The 26,226-nt window shown below is 64.5% G+C and carries 23 protein-coding genes and 1 pseudogene; 7 read left to right on the forward strand and 17 right to left on the reverse strand.

Annotated elements, in window-relative coordinates; translation table 11 throughout:
* The first annotated feature begins 98 nt into the window (after positions 1-98).
* From KI242_RS27865 to KI242_RS27875, 3 genes are all read left to right on the forward strand, one after another.
* On the forward strand, positions 99-470 hold the full coding sequence (locus KI242_RS27865) for a hypothetical protein (RefSeq protein WP_011063715.1): 372 nt from the start codon (positions 99-101) through the stop codon (positions 468-470).
* A gap of 10 nt (positions 471-480) precedes the next feature.
* Positions 481-930, forward strand: coding sequence for a DUF3828 domain-containing protein (locus tag KI242_RS27870; RefSeq protein ID WP_011063716.1), 450 nt, complete (start codon positions 481-483; stop codon positions 928-930).
* Positions 931-1,056: 126 nt separating this feature from the next.
* Complete coding sequence (locus tag KI242_RS27875) at positions 1,057-2,139, forward strand: dienelactone hydrolase family protein (protein WP_212805719.1); 1,083 nt, start codon at positions 1,057-1,059, stop codon at positions 2,137-2,139.
* Positions 2,140-2,172: 33 nt separating this feature from the next.
* On the opposite strand, the gene nirK is transcribed toward KI242_RS27875, so the two are convergent.
* The 7 genes and pseudogenes from nirK to KI242_RS27910 all read right to left on the reverse strand — a co-directional run bounded on the left by nirK (position 2,173) and on the right by KI242_RS27910 (position 13,600).
* Positions 2,173-3,261, reverse strand: coding sequence for a copper-containing nitrite reductase (gene nirK, locus KI242_RS27880; protein WP_212805720.1), 1,089 nt, complete (start codon positions 3,259-3,261; stop codon positions 2,173-2,175).
* Positions 3,262-3,374: 113 nt separating this feature from the next.
* Positions 3,375-4,192 (reverse strand): annotated as a pseudogene (locus KI242_RS27885) (DUF2135 domain-containing protein).
* A 3-nt stretch (positions 4,193-4,195) separates the two neighbouring features.
* A complete protein-coding gene (locus KI242_RS27890) occupies positions 4,196-5,839 on the reverse strand; it encodes a DUF2300 domain-containing protein (RefSeq protein WP_183001097.1) in 1,644 nt (547 codons plus the stop codon).
* Between the two features lies 1 nt (position 5,840).
* Positions 5,841-10,418 carry an alpha-2-macroglobulin gene (locus KI242_RS27895; protein WP_212805721.1) on the reverse strand — a complete coding sequence of 1,526 codons (4,578 nt, stop codon included), beginning with the start codon at positions 10,416-10,418 and terminating at the stop codon, positions 5,841-5,843.
* The gene (locus tag KI242_RS27900) at positions 10,415-11,074 is read right to left on the reverse strand and encodes a DUF1175 family protein (protein ID WP_125063962.1); all 660 of its coding nucleotides are present in this window, start codon (positions 11,072-11,074) and stop codon (positions 10,415-10,417) included. Before KI242_RS27900 ends, KI242_RS27895 begins: the two co-directional genes overlap by 4 nt.
* On the reverse strand, positions 11,059-12,771 hold the full coding sequence (locus KI242_RS27905; protein WP_019092776.1) for a DUF2138 domain-containing protein: 1,713 nt from the start codon (positions 12,769-12,771) through the stop codon (positions 11,059-11,061). Before KI242_RS27905 ends, KI242_RS27900 begins: the two co-directional genes overlap by 16 nt.
* Before the next feature lie 37 nt (positions 12,772-12,808).
* Entirely contained in the window at positions 12,809-13,600 is a 792-nt protein-coding gene (locus KI242_RS27910; RefSeq protein WP_019092777.1) for a DUF2135 domain-containing protein, read from the reverse strand.
* 367 nt (positions 13,601-13,967) lie between these two features.
* On the opposite strand from KI242_RS27910, the gene KI242_RS27915 reads away from it, so the two are divergent.
* From KI242_RS27915 to KI242_RS27930, 4 genes are all read left to right on the forward strand, one after another.
* Entirely contained in the window at positions 13,968-14,210 is a 243-nt protein-coding gene (locus KI242_RS27915) for an exodeoxyribonuclease VII small subunit (protein WP_011063724.1), read from the forward strand.
* On the forward strand, positions 14,207-15,094 hold the full coding sequence (gene ispA, locus KI242_RS27920) for a (2E,6E)-farnesyl diphosphate synthase (RefSeq protein ID WP_011063725.1): 888 nt from the start codon (positions 14,207-14,209) through the stop codon (positions 15,092-15,094). Before KI242_RS27915 ends, ispA begins: the two co-directional genes overlap by 4 nt.
* Positions 15,095-15,206: 112 nt before the next feature.
* Positions 15,207-17,108 carry a 1-deoxy-D-xylulose-5-phosphate synthase gene (gene dxs, locus KI242_RS27925; protein WP_011063726.1) on the forward strand — a complete coding sequence of 634 codons (1,902 nt, stop codon included), beginning with the start codon at positions 15,207-15,209 and terminating at the stop codon, positions 17,106-17,108.
* A 120-nt stretch (positions 17,109-17,228) separates the two neighbouring features.
* A complete protein-coding gene (locus KI242_RS27930) occupies positions 17,229-19,121 on the forward strand; it encodes a TonB-dependent receptor (protein ID WP_212805722.1) in 1,893 nt (630 codons plus the stop codon).
* Positions 19,122-19,189: 68 nt separating this feature from the next.
* On the opposite strand, the gene KI242_RS27935 is transcribed toward KI242_RS27930, so the two are convergent.
* From KI242_RS27935 to KI242_RS27980, 10 genes are all read right to left on the reverse strand, one after another.
* A complete protein-coding gene (locus KI242_RS27935; RefSeq protein ID WP_053154122.1) occupies positions 19,190-19,987 on the reverse strand; it encodes a cobalamin-binding protein in 798 nt (265 codons plus the stop codon).
* On the reverse strand, positions 19,987-20,406 hold the full coding sequence (locus KI242_RS27940; RefSeq protein ID WP_011063729.1) for a hypothetical protein: 420 nt from the start codon (positions 20,404-20,406) through the stop codon (positions 19,987-19,989). Before KI242_RS27940 ends, KI242_RS27935 begins: the two co-directional genes overlap by 1 nt.
* Complete coding sequence (gene ribA, locus KI242_RS27945) at positions 20,403-21,020, reverse strand: GTP cyclohydrolase II (protein WP_011063730.1); 618 nt, start codon at positions 21,018-21,020, stop codon at positions 20,403-20,405. Before ribA ends, KI242_RS27940 begins: the two co-directional genes overlap by 4 nt.
* A 128-nt stretch (positions 21,021-21,148) precedes the next feature.
* Positions 21,149-21,892, reverse strand: a complete 744-nt coding sequence (locus KI242_RS27950) for a transporter substrate-binding domain-containing protein (protein WP_015637198.1) — start codon at positions 21,890-21,892, stop codon at positions 21,149-21,151.
* A 10-nt stretch (positions 21,893-21,902) separates the two neighbouring features.
* Positions 21,903-22,406, reverse strand: a complete 504-nt coding sequence (locus KI242_RS27955) for a phosphatidylglycerophosphatase A (protein ID WP_011063732.1) — start codon at positions 22,404-22,406, stop codon at positions 21,903-21,905.
* The gene (gene thiL / locus KI242_RS27960; protein ID WP_011063733.1) at positions 22,403-23,368 is read right to left on the reverse strand and encodes a thiamine-phosphate kinase; all 966 of its coding nucleotides are present in this window, start codon (positions 23,366-23,368) and stop codon (positions 22,403-22,405) included. The genes KI242_RS27955 and thiL overlap by 4 nt, the downstream gene beginning before the upstream one ends.
* Positions 23,369-23,386: 18 nt before the next feature.
* Positions 23,387-23,887 carry a transcription antitermination factor NusB gene (gene nusB / locus KI242_RS27965; protein WP_011063734.1) on the reverse strand — a complete coding sequence of 167 codons (501 nt, stop codon included), beginning with the start codon at positions 23,885-23,887 and terminating at the stop codon, positions 23,387-23,389.
* Entirely contained in the window at positions 23,884-24,360 is a 477-nt protein-coding gene (gene ribE, locus KI242_RS27970; protein ID WP_011063735.1) for a 6,7-dimethyl-8-ribityllumazine synthase, read from the reverse strand. Before ribE ends, nusB begins: the two co-directional genes overlap by 4 nt.
* A gap of 91 nt (positions 24,361-24,451) precedes the next feature.
* A complete protein-coding gene (ribBA, locus tag KI242_RS27975; protein ID WP_011063736.1) occupies positions 24,452-25,543 on the reverse strand; it encodes a bifunctional 3,4-dihydroxy-2-butanone-4-phosphate synthase/GTP cyclohydrolase II in 1,092 nt (363 codons plus the stop codon).
* A 16-nt stretch (positions 25,544-25,559) separates the two neighbouring features.
* Entirely contained in the window at positions 25,560-26,222 is a 663-nt protein-coding gene (locus KI242_RS27980; protein ID WP_011063737.1) for a riboflavin synthase, read from the reverse strand.
* Between the last annotated feature and the right edge of the window lie 4 nt (positions 26,223-26,226).

Genomic DNA, 26,226 nt, shown 5'->3' on the forward strand with positions numbered 1-26,226 from the left:
GCCCCCCAAAGGCGGCAAATAAGGCACTTGGCCAGTATTTCCGGCGCCCTTGGGCAAGAATAAACTCGCCGCTCTCCAGGACTCTCGGATGACAAGGAATGTGGAATAAAGAAGCCGCTATCAGTCACTTGAACGCTCACGCTCACGCCGGTAGTACGGGGCGCTGTGCGGCCTATACTCGCCAGGCGATCGAAGCCGGTGGCGGTGGGGTAATTCTGCACAGGAAGCACTCGGCCAAGGACTTCGGCTCATCATTGACTTCTGCCGGTTTCATCGAACAACCGGCCGGCCAGACGCCCGCAGCGGGCGATGTGGTGATCATCCAGCCCATTCCCGGGCACCCCCACGGTCACATGGCGATGTTCAACGGCACACTCTGGGTGTCAGACTTCAAGCAACTGCACGGTTTCTACCCGGGGCATTCCTACCGGGTGCAGAAACCTGCCTATAAAATCTATCGCCATCCGTAAGGGGTCCTCCATGAGAATGCTGTTCTGCTCGCTGCTGGCAGCGGTCGCCATGCATCAGTCAGTCGCCCTGGCCGACTGCGCCAGTTCGCCAAAGCCCGCAACCCAGGCGTTTTATAGCTGGTACCTGCAAACCTTCAGCGAAGACAAGGATCCGTTGACCGACAACGTGGCGGAAATGAAGAAGTACGTCTCCGACTCGCTGATCACCAAGATCAAGAAACAGATGGCCAGCCCCGACGGCCTGGAAGAGGACTACTTCCTCAAGGCCCAGGACTACATGGATGAGTGGCTGACCCAGATCAAGGTCAGCGAACCACAAGTCCAGGGCTCCAGCGCCAAGGAGCAAGTGACGTTGGGCAACACCCCGGACACCACCCAGATCGTCGATGTGCGGATGATCAAGGACAAGGGCTGCTGGAAGATCGATGAAGTGATTTCCACCGCCGACCAGAGCGATTGACCTACCGCTTCGGCGCTGACTCCGGCCACAGCGCGGGTCGTCCATCCGGGCGATCCGCCATGCTAAGCTGCGCGCCGTTTCGGGCAACGGCCCGGGACCTCCTTCACTGAAAAAGGACTCTCAGTCATGTCGTTGCCGGCCGCAGTACGCCTGCCCCTGTCATTTCTCTCGCTGTTCAGCGTTCTCAGCCTCAGCAGTTCCTGGGCCCATGCCGATGCGCAACAGGACGTCGCCAAGGGGCGCTGGCAAGGCCTGGCCGGCATGGCCAACCTGTACCTGGACGAAGCCACGCCAGCGGATTTCATCGAGGCCGGGGACAATGAGAAGAGCCAGCACGACAACTACGCCGGCGCCCTCGCCTATTACCTGACCGCTGCCCGCCTCGATCCGAAGAATGCCTACGCCTCCTACCAGGCCGCCGGCAGCCTGGCGGCCATGGACAAGAACAAGCGCGCCGCCGAATACCTCGACCAGGCCCGCGAGCGTGGCTTCTGGCAGCTGGTGCTGCTCAAGGAAGACGACGAACTGGAATCGTTGCAGCAGGACCCGGCCTACAAGAAGCTGTTGCAGGCCGCCGAGAAAAACTACCCGGCCAAGGCCAGGGATGCGGGCCTTGCGGCCTTCAGCATTCCCCAGGGCAAGACCCCGAGCGAGGGCTGGCCGGTAGTGGTCTGGCTGTCGGGGTTCGGTACCGAAGGCAGCGACGGCATCGACATGCGCACGGACCTTGTGGGAGAGAACGCCGTGCTGGTGGGCATCAACGGCACTCTCAAGCGCGATGAGCACCAGTTCATGTGGCAGCAGCATTCGGTAGCGCCGACCGAAGAAGCGGTCAGCGCAGCGCTGAAGAAACTGGAAAAGCAGACCCGTATCGATCGCTCGCGCATCGTCCTGATGGGTTTCTCCCAAGGTGCCGAGCACGCCTCGCACCTGATCGCCGAGTACCCGCAGCACTACAGCGGCGCGCTGCTGCTGTCACCCGGCGGCTACCGGATTCCCTTCGGCGAAACCAAGGCCCGGGACAAGCGCATCGTCATCGTCCATGGCGCCAAGGAGCACGAGAGCAACCAGAAGCTCACCGCCGCCACGCAACAGGCCCTGGAACCCGGCAACCAGGTCCAGAGCCATGAGCATGAGCAAGGCCATACCTTCCAGGACGACTGGCGCCAGGCGTATGCGGGCTACCTGAAGTTCGCCCTGAACCTCTGATGCCAGGTGCCGGGGCCTGAGCCCCGGCCGCCATCACTTGGCCGGAGTAATGGGCCCGGGGGCCTTTACCTGGGTCATCAGGTCATCGTCCCACTGCCCTTCGACCTTGACCTGGGCCAGCGCCCCCAGCTCCATGGCCTCGATCAGGTTGTGGTTGAGGTACACGTAGGTGCCCGGCTGCTTGAAGGTGTAGAGCGCCGCCAACGCCGAGCCGCCGGGGATGAACCAGGTCTCCAGGTTGCGTTGCGGGGCATTGGCGAACTTGCCGGTGGTCCAGACCCAGTCGCCATGGCCGCCAATCAGGTGCGGGCGGCTGTCGCGGTTGGCCTGGGAGTGGATGAACAGCACGCTTTCGCCGACCTTGGCGGTCAGCGCGTTGGCCCCGGTCAGAGCGCCAACCCGTCCGTTGAACACCACATGGCTCGGGGTCAACGTACGCATCACCTCGCGGGTGTCCTGGTAGCTGGAGGCCAGGTCCGGGTAGGACTTGTAGTGCCCGTCCTTGTCCTTGGGAATGTACAGGTCGAACTCGCCGATGGTGTAGGCGCGGTCATAGTGCAAGGGTTTGCCGGCAGGGTCTTTCAGGCCTTCGCGCGGTAGCACCATCAAGGTCCCGCTCATGCCCGAGACCACGTGCCAGGGCACCATGCCCGGTGGTGCGCAGTGGTAGACGAAGGTTCCGCTGCGGTCGGCCTTGAAGCGCAGCACCACTTCCTGCCCCGGCAAAACCTGAGTCAGGGCCGCCCCGCCCAGGGCCCCGGTGGCCGCATGAAAGTCGATGTTATGGGGCATGCTGTTGCTGGCCGGATTGCTCAAGGTCAGCTCGACGTAGTCGCCCTCGTGCACCACCAGGGTCGGGCCGGGCATGGAACCGTTGAAGGTCATGGCCTGCAAGGTGGTGCCCTGGTCATCCACCACCATCTTTTTCTCTTCCACATTCATGCGGAACTGCACGACCTTCGGCGGCCCGTTGACGGCCTGCTCATGGACATGCACCTGGGGCGGCGCCACCAGGTCAACCTTGACCCTCTGCAAGCCATCGGCCCCGGCGGCCAACACCAGGCCGGAGGCACAGCTGCCGGCCACCACACAGCACTTCAACCACGTTTGAAAGCTACCCATGCTCTGCATTTCCCTGCCAATGAATGGTGATTCATTGCAAGGCAAATACCGGACATTGGTATTGTCTCAGGGCAATAAACGAATGCCCGGGCCGCCGGATAGGTTGAGCTCGATCATGGATAGCTGAAACTGCGCACCAGGGTCAGTTCTCCGGGGGCACGCATTGGCACGATGAAGGACTCGCTCTTTTCATCCGGCGTGCCTTCTTCGGTAATCACCGTGACCTGGGCCGTGGTCAGGGGCTGCACGGCGTTTTCCTGGCCGCCGTCCTCATCGTCATCGCTGCGATAGCCCCCGCCGTAGTAGTTCACATAGACCAGGTACTGGCCCTTGAGCGGCGCCGGCATGGAGAAGATCTCCGGGCCGTAGCCCGTGGTCACGTCCACATCCAGGGTCGCGCCGTTGGGAGCCACGCGGTCGCCGTACCAGATGTGCGCGCCGTCCGGGGTTACCAGGTGCAGGTCGAGGTCGGTGTTGTCGCTGTCCCAGGACAGCAGCACGCGCAACTTGGGCGGGGTCACGCCACCGCCGGTGTTGAGAAACTGCACGCGCTTGCGCTGCTGGCCATCCGGGCTGCGCACTTCGACGCTGTTGCTGCCGTTGGGGAAGGCGTACGGCCGGTCGAAGCTGCCTTGCTCATCGAACTTGAGCGGCATGCTGACGCCATTGACGATCAGCTTGCCGGGCTCTTTGTTCGCCTTGGGCGCACCCTTGATCTGCCCGCGAATACGCGCGGTATCGGCCTGGCCCTGGGGGGTATTCACCGAGGAGGCCGGGTAGTTGACCTCCTGAATGTACTGTTCACCATCCATGGCTCGAGTGCGCCAGCCGCCCTTGGGGTGTCGAGCTGGATGCCGCTGTCGGCCAGGGCCATGGGCAGGCTGAACATTCCACAAAGGAACAGGAGGACCGGGGGAGCAGGAAGTTTCATGGCCTATTCCAATAAAAGATGACGGGCGAGCCCTTCGATGTAGGTTTCATCCTGGCCGTTGGGATGAGCTTCAAAGGCCAGGTGCAGGTATTCGTGAGTCAGGTCGAGGCGGTCTTGCAGCGAGAGCACGCCCCGCACATAGATGCGTTGCCGTTCACGGTCGACGTAGGGCCGGCCGAAACTCAGGCGGCACACGGCGAACTGGCTGATTTCGTTGTAGCCGATCTCTTGCTCCAGCGGTTGGCGCCAGCGCCGGCGCTGCTGCAGCAGCCACTCCTGGGCCGCCGGCAAGGGTTCGCAGGAGGCCACGGGGTTGTCCCAGCGGCTGAGGCTGGCCCGGGGATAGGCGTGCAGCAGGATGGCGTCGTAGCGTTGCCCAGACCGGGCCTGCTCCACGGCCTGTTGCCAGGACAGTTTGTCCGGCGCCTTCAGGTCCGAGTGATAGGTGACTTGAGTGCCGGCCAGCACCAGGTCGCTGGTCCAGGCGGCAATGGCCCGGGCCTGGGCAGTGGCCGGGCGCGGCGCGACGCGCTGGCGGTTGCTGCTGTCGTCGATGCTCAGGCATTCGCCGCTGCGCCCGGCGTTCTGCAACAGGTAGGTACGGATGGCCACGGCCAGCGCCTTGGCGGCCTCCACTGGCTCACTGGTGGCTTCGCGCTGCAGTACCCGAGCGACATATTCCTCACGGTCCAGGCGCGCCACCAGTCGCTGGGCCGCAGGGTCTTGCTGCAGGAAGAGCTCGCCGGCGCTGTGGATATCCAGCTGGTTGCCGTTGGCAAACTCCACCCGGTAATCCCCTTGCAAGGCACCCGGTTTAGCCGGCTGGCCGCCCTGGCTGACGCTTTTGAGCGGGTAGCGGGAAAACAGGCTGACCTCCACACAGCGGCCTTTATCCACAGGCGGGTTGTCCGGCAGTTCCTGGTTCAGGGCCTGGGCGTAGTCCTTCAACACCCGTTGGCTGGTGCCACGCCCGCCCACCCACAGCGGTGTGCCATCCACCAGCCAGCCGGCAAAACCACCCTGGCGCGACTGCGGGTCCTGATCCGCCAGCCAACTCCAGGTCTTGACCCGCAAGCGCCCGCCCAAGGCGCCCACTACTGCGCCGTCGGCGGCATTGAGCACCACATCCAGCAGCACGCGCCGGGCCGTGTCCCGGGCCGGCAACAGCGCCAGCACCTGCAGCAGTTCCGCCACCGGGACCCGGGTCTGGGGCTGCAGCTGGTTGAGGTCCTGCAACCAGTCGGGGGCGTTGCGGGCCTGCCAGTAATGGCGCCAGTCAGCGGCGGACAGTTGCAAGCGCTGGGGCTCGAAATACAAACCGCAGGAACGTACCAGCGCCTGATCACGGGCGATGCTGGCGCCCACCGCACAGCAATAGACCTCTTCCTTGGACTTGCCCTGGCAGGCATAGGCCGGCTCCTGGGCGCCGGTGTCCACCAGCCAGGCGTAGACAAAGAGTTTCCAGACACTGCCCAGGGGCGCTTGCAGATCCTTGGGCAACGGCTCGCGAGACAGAACCTGGGTCTTGCTCAGGCTCACCAGCTCACTGTCCGGGGCGTTTTTCCAGGCCAGGCGCAGGGGCTCGTCCTGGGCCGTCACCCACCCAGGAAGCAAACACAGACATAGCCAGGCCCAGCACCGCGCCATGTTATTTGACCGTGACCTGACCCAGGGCCGGGGTGCGTTCCTGAGCCTGATGCTCCGGTGCGTACACCTGGTAGAAACGTGCCGGCGGCAGATTGAACTGGCCTTTCTGGGAGAAGCGAACCAGATGGCGCAGGCGCACTTCGCTGCTGTCGTTCAACGCATCCAGCGGCACCGCGTAGCTCATCTGCCCCGGTTCGGAGCGAGCCTTCTCCAGGGAGGCCGCTTCCGTACCGGCCGGGCCGGCCAGCTTGATGCCCCAGGTGGTGCGCTCGACATCGGCGCCCGGCGGCAGCGGCACTTCCAGCATGCCGTACAGCAGCGGCCGGTTGCCTTCGTTGGCGATGATCACTTCGTCCAGGTACAGGCCGTCACTGGCGATCGGCTTGTTGCCCACCGGTTCCAGCTTGAAGGTGAAGGCTTCGTCCCCCGGCACCAGGCGCAACAGGCGGCGGGTGATGTTCACCGGCGACGGCGTGCCCATGTCCAGCTTGCTCAGGTAGCTCACCGACGCCCGCAGCGGACGTTCCGGCACAGAGCCCAGGGCCAGTACCGTCGGCACCTGCGCCCCTTGCCACTGCCAGTAGCTTTCACCGCTGGCGCCCTGGCGCTGTTGCCAGCCCTGCCCCGGGTTCAAGGCCACCGCCGGGGTCGACTGGGCGATGCTGCGCTGCAACCAGGTCAGGGCCAGGGCCCGTTCCAGGGTCGATTGCGACGGCAGCAGGCGTTGCAGCAAGGCACGCGCCGCGCCTTGGTCGAACGGTTTGAGCGACAGGCTCAGGGCCTGGGTGAACGGCTGGGAGCTGATATCCAATTGCTGCTGCGCCGCTTCCAGTTGGGCGACGAACGCCGCGGGTGGCGTGACCTTGGCATCCCGCGCCAGGGCCGCGGCCAGCACCCGGGCGCTGGCCAGGCCGAGGGCCGAATCCGGATCGTCCATCACCAGGCTGTCGCTGCCGTTATCCTGCATGCTGGCTGCCGGGCCGCTACCGGCCTTGGCCAGGTCGTCCATCAGGCCGCTGACCAGGGTGTTGATCGGCAGTTTCATTTCACGGGCGAACGACAGGATCAGCGCCCGTTGCAGCAACGGCGTATTGCCAGCCTGCTTGGCGTAGACCTCCAGCACCCGCTGCCAGTGCTCCGGCGGCAGGTTCAGGTCCAGCACCTTGCTCGCATTCCAGTCGGCGTAATAGGCGTAGGCGGTGAGGAAGGCATCCGGCTCGGCATCTTCGCCCCACCAGGTGAATGCCGCTTCCGGCCCAGCCATGTGCACCAGGCGCAGACGACTGTTCTGCATCATCAGCCGCAGCCGGTCGCGGATCTGCGGATTGCTGGCCAGCGCCGGGTAGGCAACGCTCAGCGGCAGCAACTGGCTGGCGGTCTGTTCTACGCCGCCATACGGGTATTCCAGCAGGTCATCCAGGGCCGAACGGAACAGCGCTTGCGGGCTGTCGTCCAGGCGCAGGCGAATGTCCGCAGCATCGGCCGGCAGGCCCAGCGGCGTGCTGATGGTGACCACGTCCAGGCTCTGGGTCTGCACGCTCTGCCAGCCGGCCGCACTGCTCACCAGGCGCACCGCCAGGGCATCCACGGTCTTGCCGCCCTGCACCAGCTCGGCGCTCCACTCGCCATTGCCCGGGGCAATGGCCGGCAGCGCCACATAGTTGATGCCGCTGTTGAGGGTCAGCGGCAGGCGCTGGGACTCCCCGGCGTAATGGATCACCAGTTCGGCCTTGGTGGATTGTTCGGACTGGCTGAAGGCGAATACCCCCAGGTCCGGCTTGTCACCCGTGCGGAAGCGGGTCGGACCGCTCCACTTCAGGTACAGGGCCTTGTCGGAACGCACGAACTGCTTTTTCTGCCCCACTTGGCCATCATCGGCGATGGCCCGGGCAGTGATGCGCCAGCGGGTCAGGGAATCCGGCATGCGGAAGGTGAAACGCGCCTTGCCGCTGCCGTCGGTGACCAGCTCAGGCTGCCAGGCAGCGGTGTCGACGTCTTCGCGCCGCGGACGCTCCAGTACCTTGACCCCGCGTTCGCTGCGGTTGGCCTTGCCCGGGGCGGTGGGGCTGCCCGGCAGGGCCACGTCGTAGCTGATGAACGACAGGCTGGCGCTGGTGCGCACATTGTTGCGCCGCGGGTGGTAGAAGAACTGGTCGATGCTCGGCGCCACTTCCGGTTGCAGGGCGTAGACCATTTCGTCCACCACGCTGACCGTCAGGTGTGCGGGCACCGGCTTGCCGGCGAACTGGGTAGACAGGTCGACGGTAACCATGTCACCCGGCTGGTATTTGTCCTTGTCGGTATGGATGGCCACATCGATCTGCGGCGTCAGCACCTTGATCCCGGCGTTCTGGAAGCTGTACTCGCCGCCCTTGGTGTAGAGCACGGAAAAGGTCAGGTTCGGCGCAAAGCCGTCCTTCACCGGCACCCGGGCGCGGTATTGGGTGGGGCTGAGTTTTTCCACCTTGAGCCAATCGCCGCCCTTGGACAGCAGCGCCGTGGCCTCGACCTTGTCCCGCTCCAGGGACAGCAGGGCGTCGTTGATCGGCTCCGGGAAGGTGATCAGCGCCAGGGCTTCGTCACCAGCCTTGTACTCGGGCTTGTCGAGGACGATTTCCACGGTGCCCGGCACCGCTTTCACGCCCTCGCCAGTGACCGAGTGGCTGGTGCCGCCCAGTACACGATCGTGCTCGTCGCGCAGGGTCAGGTTGTAGGTACCGGGGCGCTCGAAGGCCAGGGCGAAACCGCTGTCGGCGGCAGCCAGCTTGCCCTCGCCGGTGGACTGGTCCTCCATGCGCACCCAGCCGTAGCGGCTCGGCTTGACGTTCTTGCTCTGCTCGCTGGTGTTCTGGTTGGCGTAGCTGAACTGCACCTTGTCGCCGGCAGCGCTGAAACGCTGCGGCGCGCTGAGGCTGAAGCTCGCCGCGCCACGCTCGATGAGGATTTCCTTGGTGGTCTTGACCCGATACGCAGCGCCATCACTGGCGAATACGGTGAGCATGTAGCGGCTGGGCTTGTCCGCCGCCGGCAGGTCGAGGGTCGCACTGCCCTTGGAATCGGTGGTCAGTTCGGCGCTGGTCAACTCCACCGGGAACTGGCCCATGTACTGCAGTTCGTTGTCCACCATGGACAGTTGCTGGGCCCGCAGGCTCAGTTGCAGGCGAGCGTTGGCCACCGGCTTGCCGTCGGGGTAGAGCAGCACCAGGTTGCCCTTCACCGGCTCGCCGGTCTTGAAGTCCGGCTTGGCCAGGGCCAGGGAAACCTCAAAGTGCGGCTTGATGTACTCAGCCACGCGGAAGGCACTGCTGTAGACCTGGCCCTTGTAGCCAAAACGCAGTTCATAACCACCGGCCACGGCATTTTCAGGCAGTTGGAAGCGGCCCTGGGCGCCGGACTTGGAATCCAGGTCCAGGGTCATGTTCTGCAGGGCGGTGCCGGCGGCATCCAGCACGCTGACGTTCACCGTGCCGGCACCCGGCTGTACCGAGTCCCGGGCGTTCTTGAACTCACGACCGACGATCTTCAGCGATACCCAGTCCCCGGGGCGATACAGCGGCCGGTCGGTGAAGGCATACAGTTTGGTGTCGTAGATTTCGCTGTCGTAATAGAAGTTCTCGGAGACGAACACCCCGCCTTCCTGGTCTTCGCCGATCACGTAGGAGCGCTCGGGGCTGACGTGCTTGAGGCGCACCAGGCCCTGTTCGTCGGTGGCGCCGCTGTTCATCACGCCGAGGCCGTCGGTCCACAGCACATTGACCTTGGGCACCGAGTTGCCTTCATGCTTGCCCGCGGCCCAGACCAGCAGTTCGTCGCCGGCGATCTTGCTCACCGCCACGGTGTTGGAAACAAAAACCATGGTGGTGGCGCGGTACTTGCCTACCAGGGCCTCCACCAGGTACAGGCCGGGCTTGAGCTGACCCAGCGGGATGTAGACGTTGCCCGGGGCGACGTTGATGAACTGGCTGGAGGAACCGGACAGGTTTACCCCGGCCGGCGGCTGGATCGGCTTGGCCTGCCACAGCGGATAACGGAACTGGGTCACCAGGGGCAGACCCGGGATCAGGGCAAATTGCGGCTGGGCGTCATACGGCGTCGGCGCCAGCATGGAGTTGCCCACCTTCAGTTCCGGCACCTCCTCGGTGACCTGCTTGCGTGACTCGTAGGAGAAGGCGCGCTGCATCACCCGGCGGGATTTGCGGTACCAGTTGTCCCACAGGTAGGCCAGGGTGTTGGACAGGCCCTCGCCCTTGAACTGGCCATCGCTGACCACTCGGTGCAGGTTCTTCTGGCGCTTGAGAAAGTCCAGCGGCTGGTCGATCCGGTACACCCGGATGTCCGCGCCGCCATAGGGCTCCATGCGAAAGCGCCGGTAGTCACGGCCCGGGGCCTCGAGGCGCACCATGGCCTGTTCGTCGCTGGCGAAACTGCTGTCGGCCAGGAGGAAGAAACTCTCGCCGGAGACCGCCGCATAGTCGCTGGACGGCACCGAGTCTTCGGCGTTGACCAGGGCCACGGGGGTGAGCAGGGTCAGGGCCAGGGTCAGGCGAAACAGAAAACGGGACATACGGGATTCGCTCATTGGGTGAGGAAGTTCAGTCGATAGATGCCGATGAAGTTGGGGTTGGCTGAGTCGGGTATCCATCGAGTGTCCTTCCATGTCATCAGTTGCTGCACGCTAGCCGAGCGCATGCCGTTGTCGGTGGGAGTGGTGGTGCCGGTGTGATAGGCGATGTTGCGGCCCATCCAGATCATCAGGTGCTGGTCGTCGCCCTGGTCGAAGAACAACAGGTCACCGGGGCGCGCCTGCCCCAGATCACGGCTCACCAGATGGCTGTTGAACTGGATCAGCTTGATGGCATTGACGTAGGGCCCGGTCTGGCCGCCGCCCTGCTGCCACTGCTGGGCCAGGCCGCGCTGGCCTTCGCTCAGTTGCAGCTCCGGCGGCAGGTAGCGATTGGACATGCCGTTGGCCCGCAGCCATTTGTTGTCGTGGACCTTGAGCGCTTCGTTGGCGGCAAAGCGCACCAGGCCCGCGCAGTCCTGCTGGTACCAGCGCGGGCTCGGGCCCTGGCTCAACTGCTCCTGGGCGATGCGCACGAACCAGGCACGGAACACCTGGGACTGCTGCACGTCCAGCGGCGGAGCCTGGGTCGCGCCCACGGCGCTGCTCAGCAACAAGGCCAACAGGCCAAGGCTGGTCAGACCTTTGCGCAGTGCACTCACAGGGCACGCCATTGCAGAGGCAGCCATTGCCAGTGACCGTCGGGCTCGCTGCCTTCGGGCAGGGTCAGGGCGTACTTGCCATAACCGCCGAGGGTACGCAGCTTGGGCACCAGGTAGGTTTGCGCGGCGTTGTTGAACACCGGCTCCATGTCCTGGGGCAGGCTGTCGAAGGTTTCCTGCTGGATCAGCTGGGCCAGGGACTGCGGGCCCAGGTACACCGGCATCAGTGCATCCTTGGGCACCACGTCCGCCAGGGGCGGGAAGCGCTTGTCCAGGGTGCCCAGGGCCTTGTTCACCAGCTTGTCATCCAGGGAGAACACCAGGGTCGAGCCATGGCGGGCCAGGCTGACCTGCATGAAGGCGCGACCGGTGATGGTTTGCGGGTCCTTGGCTTCCTTGGCCGGGTACTGGCCGAAGTTGGAACTGACCTGGCGCTGCCACTGGTGCACGTCGCCGTTCTGCTGCTCGACCACCGGGAAGATGCGCTCCGCCACCTTGCTTTCCCGGGTGCCGACCATGGAGCCGAACAGCTTGCCCAGGTCCGCATCGAGCTTGGCATTGTCCTTGTCCTTGAGGCTGGCCACCAACAGCGGTGTGTACAGCCGCGAGTCGGCGTACCAGCACAGGCCGGCGGTCCCGGCCATGTGCTCGGTCAGGGTGGTGGCCACCGCTTCTTCGGCCCCCAGCTTGACCAGCAACGGCTTCTGCTGCTCCGCCGCCAGGGGCAAGGCTACGCAGGCGCTGGCGCCCATGGGCATGGCCTGCCAGATCGGCTTGAAGTCGAACGCCGGCTGGTTGTCCTGCTCTTGCATGGCCAGGTAGCTGTGCCAGCCCTTGTCGTCCATGTCGAAGCGCAGGCCGGCGAAGTTGGGGATAAAGCGCTGGTAACCCATGGCCAAAACGCTGGAATTGACTGCCAGCCGCTGCTGCACTTCAGGCTTGCGCGCTTCCAGGCCAAAGGCCTCGGGGAACAGTTTGTCGCCGTTGAGCAGGGCCTCCAGGGCGGTGGTGGACACCGCACCATGCTCGTCGTCGGCGCCGGTGGCGGGGTCGTACAGCTTGGCGGGGTTGGACAGCACCACCAGCTTGTCGCCGTGGGAGGCGAATGCCAGGGACCGGCTGGCGTTGTAATTCAACTGGTACAGGGTCACCGCATCGCCACCGACCTTCAGGTCCGCCAGCTTGCTCAACTGGGTGTCATCCAGGGCCACCTTGGCCAGGGGCTCCAGCAGCTTGGCCAGGCCGCCGCGGTCCATCACCAGCAGGAAGTCCTTGAGACGCCCGTCGGCGCCGCGCCACAGCGCCACGTCGGCCGGCTGGTCGAACAACTGCTCGATCAGGTTGTCCTGCAGCTTCAGGTCATGCTCGTAGATGATCCGCCGCAGGCTGCCGATCAGGCCCAGGCGGTCGGCGTGGGTCTGGTAATAGAAGACGAAATCCTCGGTCAGGGTTTCCTTGAGGAAAGGCACCGCCAGCAGGTCCTTGGGCAATTGCGCCAGGGAATGGGTTTCCAGCAGCCCATCGGGGCGGCTCAGGCCCAGCTTGTCGCCGGCCAGCTCCGCCACCGGAGTCTTGGGCTTGCAGCCCACGCCGGTGACCGCGGCCGCCACCAGGCACAGGCCCATGACCAGGACCGGCCAGCGCCGCTTGCTGGCGGGTTGTTCAGTACCGGGCACGCCGGCTGCCGGGGATGCTGTGTTTTCGCTCATGATTCACAAAGCCCAATTCATCCGTGGTGCGGGATGTTCAATAGTTGAAAGACTTGACCAGCAACAGGTCGCCGATGGCCCGCATGGGCACGATAAAGGTCTCGCGTTTCTCATCGACGGTGTTTTCGTTAAGGATCAGGTTGATCTGCGAGGTGATCACCTCGTTCTGATTGCTGCCTTCGTCGAAGTTGTATCCGCCGCTGCCGAAGTTGCCCCAGTAGTTCACGTAAATCAGGTAGGTGCCCCGCAGCGGTGCGGTCATGGTGAACATTTCCGGGCCCGGGCCATCGACGCCGTCCGGGTCCAGGCCGCCGCCATTGGTCAGGCCGGGGTGGCCGAAGAAGGCGTGCTGACCGTCCGGGGTAATGATGTGCATGTCCAGCTCGGCCTTGGGATCGTCCCAGCCCAGCACTACGCGAATGCGCGGTGGAGTCTTGTTCAGGTTGGCTTCATAGAACTGCACGCGCTTGAGGGACTTGCCCTCGGAGCTGCGCACTTCGACGCTGTTGGAGCCGGCACCGAACGCATAGGGCCGGGCAAAACGGCCCTGCTCGTCGGTGTAGAGATTCAACGGGTTGCCGTTGACCGACAGGCTGTGGGGCTGGCGCAAATGGCCAATGGCCTTGAGCTGGCCTTCGATCAGGGTGCGGTTGCGCTGGATGCCGCGGTCGATGGGCGGCGTCGGATAGGCCACGCGATCCTGCTCGGTGCGGTCCAGCAGGCCGGAATAACGCCAGCCGGCCAGGGGTTCCTGCAGCTCGGCAGAAGGCTCGGCGAATGCCGGCCCGGCCAGCAGCAAGGTCAGCAGAAGGGAGGATAGAGCGCGCATGTAATGCGTCCTGCCATGCATGGGAAAACCCTGGCGCCAGATCCTCGGCGCGGCTGCAAATATTCAGAAAGAGTGCCCGGCAACAAAGGGCGTTGGAAAGGCCGCAGATTAGCGACTTGGCGCCTGTTGCACAATTGCCGAAAAAGGAATTTGCGAGGGAATCGGCAATGCCCTGAAACCCCCGCAGCAAGTGCCATTACAGCGCCATCACCCCCTTCACTCCCGGGAGCAACGCGCGTCGTGAAAACCCCCGCCCCCCCTACCCCAACGCCCCCGCCCGAAGCCCGCCAGCGGGCGCTTCTCATTTGCCCGAAACCCCGCTGTCTGCTAGTGTCGCGCCGGTTTAACGTCAACCGGGATAGCCGCCATGGCCCGCAAAAAAGCTGCCTTAGATTTCGAACAATCCCTCGCCGACCTGCAAACCCTGGTCGAGCGTCTGGAGAACGGCGAGCTGTCGCTGGAAGACTCGTTGACCGCCTTCGAGCAAGGCATCGGCCTGACCCGCGATTGCCAGGCGGCCCTGGCCCAGGCCGAGCAGAAGGTGCAGATCCTCCTGGAGCGCGATGGCGAGCTGGCGGAACAGCCCTTCGATGCGGAACAGCCGGAATGATTACCGCCTATCAGGCCTCCAGCCAGGCCCGCGTCGACGCTGCAATGCACACCCTGTTCACCGCCCCTAGCCCCGAACTTGCCCGCCTCTATGAAGCCATGCGCTACAGCGTGATGAATGGCGGCAAGCGCGTGCGCCCGCTGCTGGCCTACGCCGCCTGCGAGGCCCTGGGCGGCAAGCCCGAGCAAGCCAACGGCGCCGCCTGCGCGGTGGAGCTGATCCACGCCTATTCCCTGGTGCACGACGACCTGCCGGCCATGGACGATGACGACCTGCGCCGCGGCCAGCCCACCACCCACAAGGCTTTCGATGAAGCCTGCGCGATCCTCGCCGGCGACGGCCTGCAGAGCCTGGCCTTCAGCGCCCTGCTGGACCCGGCCCTGAGCGACGCCAGCGCCGAGATCCGCCTGCGCATGGTCACCACCCTGGCCCAGGCCGCGGGCCCGGCGGGCATGGTCGGCGGCCAGGCCATCGACCTCGGCTCCGTGGGGCTCAAGCTGGACCAGCAGGCCCTGGAATACATGCATCGGCACAAGACCGGGGCACTGATCGAAGCCAGCGTGATCCTTGGCGCCCTGGCCAGCGGCCGGGCCGAAAAGGGCGAGCTAAAGGCCCTGCAAACCTACGCTCAGGCCATTGGCCTGGCGTTCCAGGTGCAGGACGACATTCTCGATGTCGAAAGCGATACCGCCACCCTGGGCAAGCGCCAGGGCGCCGATATCGCCCGGGACAAGCCGACCTACCCGGCCTTGCTGGGCCTGGCCGCGGCCAAGGAGTACGCCCTGGAACTGCGCGACCAGGCGCTGCATGCCCTGCGTCCGTTTGACGCAGCGGCCGAGCCGCTGCGCGAGCTGGCGCGCTATATCGTCGAACGCCGCAGCTGATCGGCGGTCCGTAGCAGGACCGCATATCGGCCAAGTTCGGCGCTCTGCGTGGGCAGCTTGCGATGCATAAGGTAAACTGCCGCCTCTTTCTATACCTATAACGATTCGCCTGATGCCCACGACGTTTCATGAGATTCCCCGCAAACGCCCGACCACGCCGCTGCTCGACCGCGCCCAGACGCCGGACGGCCTGCGCCGGTTAGGCGAAGCCGAGCTGGAAACCCTGGCCGATGAGTTGCGCCTGGAATTGCTCTATACGGTCGGCCAGACCGGCGGGCACTTCGGTGCCGGCCTCGGGGTCATCGAGCTGACCATCGCGTTGCATTACGTGTTCGACACCCCGGACGACCGGCTGGTGTGGGACGTGGGTCACCAGGCGTATCCGCACAAGATCCTCACCGGGCGCCGTGAGCAGATGGCCAGCCTGCGCCAGAAAGACGGCCTGGCCGCTTTCCCGCGGCGCTCCGAGAGCGAGTACGACACCTTCGGCGTCGGCCACTCCAGCACCTCCATCAGCGCTGCCCTGGGCATGGCCATCGCCGCACGCCTGCAGAACAGCGAGCGCAAGGCCATCGCCGTGATCGGCGACGGCGCCCTGACCGCGGGCATGGCCTTCGAGGCCCTGAACCATGCGCCGGAGGTGGACGCCAACATGCTGGTGATCCTCAACGACAACGACATGTCGATCTCACGCAATGTCGGCGGGCTGTCCAACTACCTGGCCAAGATTCTCTCCAGCCGCACCTACGCCAGCATGCGCGAAGGCAGCAAGAAAGTGCTGTCGCGCCTGCCCGGGGCCTGGGAAATCGCTCGCCGCACCGAAGAATACGCCAAGGGCATGCTGGTCCCCGGCACCCTGTTCGAAGAACTGGGCTGGAACTACATCGGCCCCATCGACGGCCATGACCTGCCGACCCTGATCGCCACCCTGCGCAACATGCGCGACCTCAAGGGCCCGCAGTTCCTGCATGTGGTGACCAAGAAGGGCAAGGGCTTCGCCCCGGCGGAAGTCGACCCGATCGGCTACCACGCCATCACCAAGCTGGAACCCCTGGACGCCCCGGCGGCCGCGCCGAAAAAGGCCGGCGGGCCGAAGTACTCCGGTGTGTTCGGCGAATGGCTGTGCGACATGGCCGCCGCCGACCCGCGCCTGGTGGGCATCACCCCGGCGATGAAGGAAGGTTCGGACCTGGTGGCCTTCAGCGAGCGTTTCCCGCTGCGCTACTTCGACGTGGCAATTGCCGAGCAGCACGCCGTGACCCTGGCGGCCGGCATGGCCTGCGAGGGCGCCAAGCCGGTGGTGGCGATCTATTCGACCTTCCTCCAGCGCGGCTATGACCAGCTGATCCACGATGTGGCGGTACAGAACCTCGACGTGCTGTTCGCCATCGACCGCGCCGGCCTGGTGGGCGAAGACGGCCCGACCCACGCCGGCAGCTTCGACCTCTCCTACCTGCGTTGCATCCCCGGCATGCTGGTGATGACCCCGAGCGACGAGAACGAGCTGCGCATGATGCTCAGCACCGGGCACCTGTACAACGGCCCTGCGGCCGTGCGCTACCCGCGCGGCACCGGCCCCAACGCACCGATCGACAAGAGCCTGGAACCGATCGAGATCGGCAAGGGCGTGATCCGCCGCCAGGGCAGGCAAGTGGCCCTGCTGGTGTTCGGCGTGCAACTGGCCGAAGCCCTGCAAGTGGCCGAGAAACTCGACGCCACGGTGGTCGACATGCGCTTCGTCAAGCCACTGGATGAAGCCCTGGTACGCGAGATCGCCAGCAGCCACGAACTGCTGGTGACCATCGAGGAAAACGCCATCATGGGTGGCGCCGGCGGTGCGGTCAGCGAATACCTGGCACGGGAAAACATCCTCAAGCCGATCCTCCACCTGGGCTTGCCGGACGCCTACGTCGAGCACGCCAAACCGGCGCAGATGCTCGCCGAGTGCGGCCTCGACGAAGCCGGCATCGAGGCCTCGGTGCGCCAGCGCCTGGCGCTGCTGGGCCTGGCTTGATCCACAACGGCCAGCTGTAGCCGCTGTTGCACGCCCGCCATGCGGGCGTCGCTTTTTGGCCTTCACTGTGCAGCCTCTCCCACTTTGCGGCAAAGGCCGAGCCGCGCCAACGGAATAGCCATGAAACTCTCTCGCCTGGCCCTGCCGCTTTGCCTTTTGCCCTGCGCCGAACTCTTTGCCGACACCCCCGACCGCGATCAGGCCCTGAAACTGCCCGAAATGCTGATCAGCGCCAACCGCCAGGTGGAAGCACGCAACGACAGCAGCGCCGCCAACACCGTGTTCACCCGGGAAGACATCGACCGCCTGCAACCCACCAGCCTGACCGACCTGTTGCAACGGGTGCCCGGGGTCCAGGTTGCCCAGAGCGGCGGCCGCGGCAACCTGCCGAACATTTTCATCCGCGGCACCAACTCGGCCCAGAGCCTGGTGCTGGTGGACGGCCAGCGCATCAGCAGCTCATCGAGCGGCGACAGTAACCTGCAGTTCATCAGTATCGAGCAGATAGAAAGGGTGGAAGTACTGCGTGGCTCGCGCTCAGTGATCTATGGCAGCGACGCCATTGGCGGGGTGATCCAGATCTTCACCCGGCGCGGAGCGGACTCAGGGCTCCATGGGCGCATGCGCGTCGCCGCTGGCAGCAACCAGACCTGGGAGCGCAGCCTGGGACTGTCCGGTGGAGATCAACAGACACGCTTCAGCCTCGGCGCCAACCTGGATGAAACCGCCGGGATCGACTGGACCCACGAATCGTTCCCCAGCGATGCCGACCATGATGGTTACCGCAACAAGTCGTTGAGCTTCACCCTCAGCCATGCGCTGAACGATGACCTGGAGGTAGGCCTCAACCTGCTGGATAACCGTGGTCGCACGCGCTATGACAACCCCTTCGGGCGCTACGACTCAAGCTACGACGTCTTCGCCCAGGATCCTTACACCGATTTCAGTGTCAGCAGCGTCAGCGGCTATCTCGATGCGCACATCAATGATTACTGGACGTCGCGAGTAGAGCTGGGGCATAGCGAGAACCGCGACCTCAAGCGCGACAAACTCAGTGACGAACGAAACGTATTCAATACCTACCGGGACTCGCTGAACTGGCAGAACGATCTGCGCCTGGACGAACACAACAGCCTGATCCTCGGCGCTGACTGGTACGAAGACCGGCTCAATACCAGCCCGACGCGATTTGCCGAAGACAGCCGCTGGAACCGGGCAGCCTTCATTCAGCACCGCTTTCGCGGTGACAGTTTCTCCACCGAGCTGGGTCTGCGCCGCGACCAGAACCAGCAATATGGCAGCCAGAACACCTGGAGCGGCACCTTTACCCTGCCGCTCAACCCGGACAATGACTTGCTGCTCTCCTATAGCGAAGGTTTCCGAGCGCCCAACTTCAGCGACCTGTATTACCCCGGCTTCAGCAACCCCGACCTCAAGCCGGAACACTCCAAGAGCTATGAATTGCAGTGGCGTAACCAACTGACGCAAAGCACTCGCCTGGAGACCTCGATCTTCCGCACCGATATCAAGGACGCAATCATTTATGACCGCATAGCCCAACGCCCGGAAAACGTTGGCGCAGCGAGAATCAACGGTTTCGAAGCGGCCCTGAAACAGGAACTGTTCGGCTGGCAGACCAGCATCGGCACCGCGATCATTGATCCGCGCAATCGCAAGGATGGCCATCAACTGCCGCGCCGTGCCCGCCGCACCTTGAATCTGGATCTAGACCGGCAGTTCGACCAATTGGCGCTAGGTGCCAGCTGGCAACTGGTGAGCAAGAGCCGTGAGGACTTGAGCACGAAAAAGCAGGTCCCGATTGGCGGCTACGGCCTGCTCGGACTGCGAAGCAGTTGGGCGATCAATCAGGAAGTGAAGCTGGACCTGAAACTCGACAACATCTTCGACAAGTCCTATAGCCGCGCGCTCTACGAGTACAACGGCAACGACTATGGCTACCGCAGCGAAGGCCGTACCTGGATGCTCGGCGTGACCTGGACGCCTGAGCTGTAAGGTCCGCCGCCTTCGTCGGCAAGCCGGCTCCTACAGGCCCCTAGGGCAAGGCCTGCCGGTGAAGGGGCTCAGCGCTCAGGTGCGATCAAGGCACAGAGCCTGGCCGTCGCGGCAATCATCTGCCCGCTGGGCCGCTCCAGGCCCTTGTCCCTTACCAGCAGCAACCGCCCTTGCCGCACCGCCGCGACCTGCGGCCAGTCCTTCCAGGCATCCAGTTGTCCCTGGGCGGTGGCGAGGATCGCCTGCGGATTGCGCTGCAACACCGACTCGATACTGACCTGGGGCGCCGGCAGTTGCTGGTCGGCAAACACATTGCGCGCGCCGCAGACACTCAAGGCTTCGCTGATGATCTGCCCACCACCCACGGTGTACAGCGGCTGGTCCCAGACCTGATAGAACACCGGCAACGGCGGTTCGCGGTGATAGCGGACGCGTAATGCAGCCAGTTGCCCGTTCAACTCGGCGACCAGCTCGCGGCCGGCCGCCGGGCGACCCAGGCGCTCGCCGATCTCGGCAATCTGTGCGGTCAGTTGCGGGAAGTTATGGGGTTCGGCAACCAGGGTGGGGATCCCCAGGCGCGCCAGCTGATCGCGCTGGGCCGGGCCGACACTGCCCGGCCAGAGCAACAGCAGATCAGGCTTGAGACTCAGCAAGCGCTCGATATCCAGCTGGCCGTAGCGCCCCACCGAAGGCAGGTCCTTGAGCGGCGCGGGCCGTTCACCGGCATCCAGCACGCCCACCAGCAGCTCGGCGGCCCCCAGCTCTACAACGATTTCCGAGAGCGATGGCGCAAGACTCACCACCCGCTGCGCCGCCAGCGCCGGAACACTGGCCAGCAGGCACAGGACCGCCAGCCAGCGCAGCATCAGCCCAGTTGACGCGGAATGCGATAGAGGTAGAACAGCACCGCCGTGGACACCGCCAGAAGCATCAGCGGCACCGCTTCCAGGCCGACGAACACCGCCAGGGTGCCGATCCAGGCCGGCAGCGACGCCGCCAGGAACGCTACCCGCCGGCTGGCCGCAAGGTTGATCCAGGCCGCCGGTTCCTCGGGAGTGTCCAGGGCTTTCTGGGTGGCGATCAGGGCGTGCTTGTAGCCGCCGAAAAAGCGCAGGCTGACGAACATCGATGCCACCCCGGCAATGAAGAACGGCATCGCCAGCACCGGCAGGATGGGCTCGCCCTGGCCGAACAGCGCGTTGATCACGAACAACGGCAACAGGCCCAGGGCCAGGTATTGCCACCAACTGACGGTCAGGCGCCGCTTGACTTGGCCCCGGGTCACGCGCGGTCGACCTCGCCCTGGTGCTCGTTGCCCATCATGTGGTCGAGCTTGCTGGCCTTGGTCGCCAGGTAGAGTTTGTTGTGCGGGTTGTGGCCGGTGTGCAGCGGTACGCGCTCGGCGACCTGGATCCCCATCTCGGTCAAGGCCTTGACCTTGCGCGGGTTGTTGGTCATCAGGCGCAGGGACTTGACCCCCAGGTGCTCCAGCATCGGCAGGCACATGGCGTAGTCGCGCTGGTCGGCGGCAAAGCCCAGGCGTTCGTTGGCCTCCACGGTGTCGGCGCCACCGTCCTGCAGTTCGTAGGCGCGGATCTTGTTCAAGAGGCCGATACCCCGGCCTTCCTGGCGCAAGTACAGCAACACCCCACGACCTTCGCGGGCGATGGCCTGCAGGGCGGCTTCCAGTTGCGAGCCGCAATCGCAACGCTGGCTGAACAGTGCATCGCCGGTCAGGCACTCGGAGTGCAGGCGGCCGAGAACCGGAGCGCCGTCGGCGATATCGCCCAGGCTGAGCACCACATGCTCGCGGCCGGTAGCTTCATCGAGAAAACCATGCATGGTGAATTGCGCAAAAGGCGTAGGCAGCTTGCAAGCAGCAACAAAAACGACGGGCACTGTTGTGCTCCTGATCTGTATGAGGACTGGAGATTCGCAGAGGCGGCATTGTAACAGCAGCCTCCACTGGACGCTTAGGCTGAATTATCGGAGATAAAGATCGATAAGTTTGATCAACGCACCGCCGGCTAAGGGCTCCCGTCAAAGGGATAAGGCTGTTTCCAGCGCTCGAAGATCGGCCGCAAACGCCCGGTGCTCACCAGCTGTGCCATGCGCTGGTCGTACAGTTCGCGCATTTCCCGCCCGCGCGGGTTGCTGGCGAACCCCAGGTACAGCGGCAGCTCGGTCAGGTGGGTACGCTTGAACTGGCTCGGATCGGAGGCCTGCCCCAGCACGTAGTCGATCTCGGTCTGGGCATCGATGTAATAGTCGGCGCGGCTGTACAGCAGCATCGGCAGGATGCCGATGCGCCGGCGGATCTCGTTGTAGCGACGGATATTGGGCAGGTAGTCCTGGTACTTGTAGCCGCGCACCCAGACCAGTCGGTAACTGGCGATAGTCGCCAGGCTCAACTCGGGGTTGCTGGCCAGTCCCAGGGCGTAGATGTGATCGGTGTCGTAGTTCCAGTGGGGGTAAAGCACACCCGGCGACTCATCGCGGTAGGCACCCATGTGGGCGTCCACTTCGCCGCGCTGTACCAGCCCGACCGAACGGGTATAGGGCACGCTGCAACGTTCGATGGTCACACCCAGCGGCTCGAAGACTTCGCGCAGGATGTCCCAGCCCAGCCCCTCGCCGTTGGCTTCGGTGTAATCGCTCCAGACCTCGCTGGCGATGCGAATGTGCCTGGGCTGCGCCTGCGGCTCCGCGGCCCGGACGCTGCAACAGCTCAAGGCAACCAGCAATACCAGCAGCGCGCGGCACACACCCATGCCTATTTCCTCAGCTGAAGCACCACACCAGCCCTTGCATCGCCAGCCAGGCAAACACCCCGGCGAGGACGTCGTCGAGCATGATGCCGACGCCGCCATGCACATGCCGGTCGATCCAGCGAATCGGCCAGGGCTTGAGAATGTCGAAGAAGCGGAACATCAGGAAACCTGCCAGCAGCCAGTACCAGCCTTCGGGCACCAGCCACAGGGTGATCCACATGCCGACCATTTCATCCCAGACGATGCCTTCGTGGTCATGCACCCGCAGATCGTCGGCCACCTTGCCGCACAGCCAGAAACCGAACAGCATGGTGATGCCGAGCATCAGCCAGTAGCCCCAGTCCGGCAACATCTGCCACAGCGGGATAAAGGGTAGCGCAACCAGCGAACCCCAGGTGCCCGGCGCCTTGGGCAAGGTGCCGGAGCCAAAGCCGAAGGCCAGGAAATGCCAGGGGTTGCGCCACACCGACGGCGGTACGAACTCCGCCGGGACCTGTTTGGGATGATCTGTCACTGTGTCTCCGGAAAGTGTTGATAACCCCGGGTGCCGGGGGTGATGTCCTGCCCATCGGCATCCAGCAGGGTCACCCCCTGCCCGGCCACCACTCGCCCGACCACCCGCACTGGCCAGCCGGCCGTCAGTAGCGGCGCCAGTTCGGCCGGTGGCAGGGTGAAGGCCAGGACGTAGTCGTCACCGCCACTCAGGGCCGCGGCGCGAGCGCCCTGCTGGCCGAGAAAGCCCAGCAGCGCCGGCGACAGCGGCAGCTTCTCGACCTCGACCTGCAAACCAACCGCCGAGGCCGTGGCGATATGGCCGCAGTCGGCCAGCAAGCCATCGGAGATGTCCAGCGCCGCCGTGGCCTTGCCCCGCAGCGCCTGGCCCAGGGCCAGTTGCGGTTGCGGCGACCAGTAATGGGCCAGCAGTGGCTCAGCCAGCGCCGGCTCGGCGCTGCGCTGGCCCAGAACCAGCGGCAAGGCGCCGGCGGCGTTGCCCAGGTCACCGCCGACGCACAGCAGATCGCCTGCCCGAGCACCGCTGCGGGTCAGGGCCAGGCCGGCAGGTACCCGGCCGAATACCGTCAGGGTCAGGGTCAAGGGGCCGCGGGTGGTATCGCCACCGATCAGGCGCACCCCGCAGTTCTGCGCCATGGCATTCAAGCCTTGGGCATAGGCCTGCAGCCAATCGGTGCTTACCGTCGGCAGGGTCAGGGCAAGGGTAAAGGCCAGTGGCGTGGCGCCCATGGCGGCCAGGTCGCTGACAGCCACCGCCAGGGAGCGTTGGCCAAGAAGAAAGGGCTCGCAGGGATCGGCGAAATGCACACCGGCCACCAGGGTGTCGGTGGAAATCGCCAACTGCTCGCCAGGGGCAACTGCCAGCAAGGCGCAGTCGTCGCCGATCCCCAGGGCAACACCCTCGCCGCCCTGCGCACAAGGCGCGGCAGCGAAGAAGTTGCGGATCAGCTCAAACTCGCCCATGGCAGCTGCAAGCGCGGTTCAGCGCTTGAACGCCTTCACTTCAGCTTCGCGCAGGCGTGGGGCCAGCTTGTCGAGTACGCCATTGACGAACTTGTGGCCATCGGTGGAACCGAAGACCTTGGCCAGTTCGATACCTTCGTTGATCACAACGCGGTACGGCACGTCGACGCGCTTGAGCAGTTCCCAGGTGGACAGGCGCAGAACCGCCAGTTCCACAGGGTCCAGCTCATCGATGGCCAGGTCCAGGCAAGGCACGAGCGCGGTGTCGATCTCGTTCTTGTTGGCCGGAACCCCGTGCAGGATCTCACGGAAGTAGGCGCCATCGATGTCAGTGAAATCGTTGTCGACCCGGAACTGCGCTTCGATCTCGTTCAGCGAATGCTTGGCCATGTGCCATTGATACAGCGCCTGGGTCGCGAGCTGACGGGCTTCGCGACGCTTGGCGCTCTTGGATGGCTTGCCGGCATTGGCAGGCTTGGGATCGCGCGGGTTGAAACGATCGCTATCGTCGCTAATCACTTGGCCTCCAACTGCGCCAGCAGGCTGACCATTTCCAGGGCGGACAGGGCAGCTTCAGCACCTTTGTTGCCGGCCTTGGTGCCGGAACGCTCGATGGCTTGTTCGATCGAGTCAACGGTCAGCACGCCGAAGGCCACTGGCACGCCGAACTCCATGGACACCTGGGCCAGGCCCTTGGTGCACTCGCCAGCCACGTATTCGAAGTGCGGAGTACCGCCACGAATGACCGCGCCCAGGGCGACGATTGCCGCGAACTCACCCTTTTGTGCCACTTTCTGTGCAACCAACGGAATTTCGAAGGCGCCAGGAGCACGGATGATGGTGATGTCGCTTTCGCTCACGCCGTGGCGAACCAGGGCGTCAACCGCGCCGCTGACCAGGCTTTCGACGACGAAGCTGTTGAAACGGCCGACCACCAGGGCATAGCGGCCTTTAGGGGCGATGAAGGTACCTTCGATGGTCTTCAGGGTCATTCGACAAATCTCTTAAAGAGCCAGAGCGTGTCTAGTACACGCTCTTCAGTGATATTTGAACCGCGAATAGGCTGCCGGAAACAGGCGGCTTTTATTCGGAGGGCACGTATTCTACAACTTCCAGGTCGAAACCGGATATCGCATTAAACTTCATCGGCGCACTCATCAGGCGCATTTTGCGTACGCCCAGGTCGCGCAGGATCTGCGAACCGGCACCGACGATGCTGTAGGTGGTGGGCTTCTTCGCCGGCTGGTGCTCCGCGGTTTCACGGATATGTGCCAGCAGCACGTCGCCATCCAGCGGGTGCCCGAGCAACAGCACCACGCCACTGCCGGCCTCGGCCACCGTGGCCATGGCCGCCCGCAGGCTCCAGCGGCCCGGTTGCTTGACCATCAGCAGGTCGCGCAGCGGATCCATGTTGTGCACCCGTACCAGGGTCGGCTCTTCAGCGCAGATCTCGCCCAGGGTCAGGGCCATGTGCACGTCGCCTTCCACGGAATCACGATAGGTCACCAGGTTGAACTGGCCCAGTTCGCTATCCAGCGGCTGCTCGGCAATCCGCTGAACGGTACGTTCGTGGATCATCCGGTAGTGGATCAGGTCGGCAATGGTGCCGATCTTGATGTTGTGCTCGGCGGCGAAGGCTTCCAGTTCGGTGCGACGGGACATGGTGCCGTCGTCGTTCATCACTTCGCAGATCACCCCGCTGGGCTCGAAACCGGCCATGCGCGCCAGGTCGCAGGCGGCCTCGGTGTGGCCAGCGCGGGCCAGGGTGCCGCCGGGCTGGGCCATCAGCGGGAAGATGTGGCCCGGGCTGACGATGTCCTCGGCCTTGGCGTCCTTGGCAGCGGCGGCCTGCACGGTACGGGCGCGGTCAGCGGCGGAGATGCCGGTGGTCACGCCTTCGGTGGCCTCGATGGAGACGGTGAACTTGGTGCCAAACCCCGAACCGTTGCGCGGCGCCATCAGCGGCAGCTTGAGCAGCTCGCAGCGCTCGCGGCTCATGGGCATGCAGATCAGGCCGCGGGCGTGCTTGGCCATGAAGTTGATGTGTTCGGCCTTGCAGCACTCGGCGGCCATGATCAGGTCGCCTTCGTTCTCGCGGTCTTCGTCATCCATGAGGATGACCATCTTGCCTTGGCGGATGTCTTCAACCAGTTCTTCGATGCTGTTGAGCGCCACTCGGCACCCCCTTGAGTCAGGATTTGAGATAGCCGTTAGCGGCCAGAAAACTTTCGGTAATGGTGCCGCCCGTGGCCTCGGCCGCCTTGTCGCCCAGCAGCAGGCGCTCCAAGTAGCGCGCCAGCAGGTCCACCTCAAGGTTGACCTGCCGACCCGGCCGGTAGTCGGCCATGATGGTTTCCGCCAGGGTGTGGGGAACGATGGTCAGCTCGAACTCGGCGCCATTGACCGCGTTGACCGTCAGGCTGGTGCCGTCGACGGTGATCGAGCCTTTATGGGCGATGTACTTGGCCAGCTCTTTCGGTGCGCGGATGCGGAACTGGATGGCCCGGGCATTTTCTTCCCGCGCCACCACTTCACCGACGCCGTCGACATGGCCACTGACCAGGTGACCGCCCAGGCGGGTGGTCGGGGTCAGGGCTTTCTCCAGGTTCACCCGGCTGCCGGCCTTCAACTGATGAAAAGCGGTGCAGTCCAGGGTTTCACGGCTGACATCGGCCCAGAAACCATCGCCAGGCAGTTCAACAGCGGTCAGGCAGACGCCGTTCACCGCGATGCTGTCGCCCAATTTGACGTCGGCCAGATCAAGCTTGCCGGTTTCTACATAGACCCGCACATCTCCGCCTTTTGGGGTCAATGCGCGAATGCTGCCGATGGATTCGATGATGCCGGTGAACATGGAG

This window comes from Pseudomonas sp. Eqa60 (assembly GCF_018326405.1).
Classification (GTDB): Bacteria; Pseudomonadota; Gammaproteobacteria; order Pseudomonadales; family Pseudomonadaceae; genus Aquipseudomonas; species Aquipseudomonas protegens.